The sequence below is a fragment of the Allomuricauda sp. ANG21 genome, assembly GCF_040705235.1.
In the GTDB taxonomy this organism is placed as follows: Bacteria; Bacteroidota; Bacteroidia; order Flavobacteriales; family Flavobacteriaceae; genus Flagellimonas; species Flagellimonas marina.
The window spans coordinates 1-2,004 of the sequence record NZ_JBFCVT010000021.1; the positions used below are offsets into that span (position 1 = coordinate 1).

The window sequence follows — 2,004 nt, forward strand, 5'->3', positions numbered from 1 at the left end:
CCTTCCACAATGCTCATCCAAGTGCCTGCCATGGACGTGATGTGCAGTCCTTCTTTCACCTCTTTGTTGTAATCGTCCAAGTCCAGTCTGGACGTCCTGAGGTAGAAGGTGTATGCCTGCTCCATCCGTCCCAACTTGGCGGCTTGGATGCTGTGCACGCAGGGCGAAAGAGAAGATTCATGAACGGTGAAAGGTTCGTAGAAATCGAAATGGCGCTCCAGTTCCTCTTGGCTGAAGTGGTCCTCAAAGAAATAAAATCCTTGGAGCACATCGGCCTGTTTAATGTAGGGTGACCGCAAAATCCGGTCCCAGCTCCATTTTTGGTTGATGGGCCGTTCTGACTTGTCCAGATCTTGGACTTTCACCATTTCCTTGTCCAAAAACCCGTCCTGTTGTAAAAAGACCTTGTGTTTTTCCGAATAGGGAAAGTACATGTTCCCGGCCACCTTTGCCCAATCCTCGGTCTCGGGTTGGGCCAAGTCGGTTTTCTGGATAATTCTTTTGTAATCTTCCGGATAGGATTCTTGGACAACTTTGAGCTGTTCCAAGGTATATTCAATGCACCATTTAGCCAAATAGTTCGTGTACCAGTTGTTGTTGACGTTGTTTTCATACTCATTGGGTCCGGTAACGCCCAACATCACATATTGCTGTTTCTCTTCGGAAAAATTGACGCGTTGGTGCCAGAACCGGGCTATTCCGATCAAAACTTCCAACCCCATTTTTGGGATATAGCTGTAGTCCCCAGTGTATCTATGGTAATTGTATATGGCGAAGGCAATGGCCCCGTTTCTATGGATTTCCTCAAAGGTGATCTCCCATTCGTTATGGCATTCCTCTCCGTTCATGGTGACCATGGGATAGAGTGCTGCTCCATTGGAAAACCCTAGTTTTTCAGCATTCTCTTTGGCTTTTTCCAGATGGTTGTACCGATATTTTAAAAGGTTCCAGGCTACTTCCTGATTTTTGGTGGCCATGTAGAAAGGGAGGCAATAGGCTTCGGTGTCCCAATACGTGCTTCCTCCGTATTTTTCCCCTGTGAATCCCTTGGGGCCGATATTCAATCGGGAATCTTTGCCCAAATAGGTCTGGTTGAGCTGGAAAATATTGAACCGGATGCCTTGTTGCGCCTCTACATCGCCTTCAATGGTGATGTCGCTCATCTCCCAGATCTTGGCCCAGGCATCTTTCTGTTTCTGAAGCAGTGCATCAAAACCCAATTGTGAGGCTTCATCCAAAACAGCATGGGCCGCTTGTTGAAGCTTATCTTTGGGGTGATTTCGATTTACCGTGTAACCCCCAAACTTTATCAAAGAAATTGTCTTTCCCTTACTGATCGGCACATTATAAGAATGGCCTACCCATCCATTCTCCTTCTGTTTTAAGGACTCCATCATCCAAGAGCGCCCACCCACGTTCAGTTCACTTTGCATAAAGGTACAGACCGAAAAGTTGGTCTTCATTGTATGCGATTCAACAAAAGCCCTTTTCCCTTTCGATGTAACATTGGTGATGTTCCAGAATTTGTCGTCCCAATTGGTGTCCTTGTTCTTGATTCCACCATCCAAATAAGGGACCATAATCACTTCTGCGTCTGAATTGAGTACCTGAAGCTTATATTGAATGGCTCCGGTTTCATCAAGATCCAAGCTGAGAAAACGGGTTACGTCCACTGCAACTTCCAAACCATTGGGCAGGGTGGCCACAAAACTGCGCTTGTACCAGCCCTCCTTCATGTTGAGTTCTCGTCTGAAACTCTCTACTTTTTTACAGGTGTTCAAGTCCAAAGGTTCATAATTGATGAACACATCAATACCTATCCAATTGGGGGCATTGAGGACTTTGGCAAAATATTCGGGGTAGCCGTTCTTCCACCATCCCACACGGGTCATGTCCGGGTAGTCGACCCCTGCAATATAACTGCCCTGAAACGTTTCTCCGGAATAGTGTTCTTCAAAATTGGCACGTTGGCCCATGGCCCCGTTCCCCAAACTGAAAAGGCTT

The 2,004-nt window shown here is 46.6% G+C and carries 1 protein-coding gene; it reads right to left on the reverse strand.

The genetic code is table 11. The features are described from left to right. Nucleotides 1-2,004, reverse strand: a 2,004-nt coding sequence (locus tag AB1A65_RS17445) for a family 65 glycosyl hydrolase domain-containing protein (RefSeq protein ID WP_366591201.1), incomplete at both ends; no start/stop codon positions are given.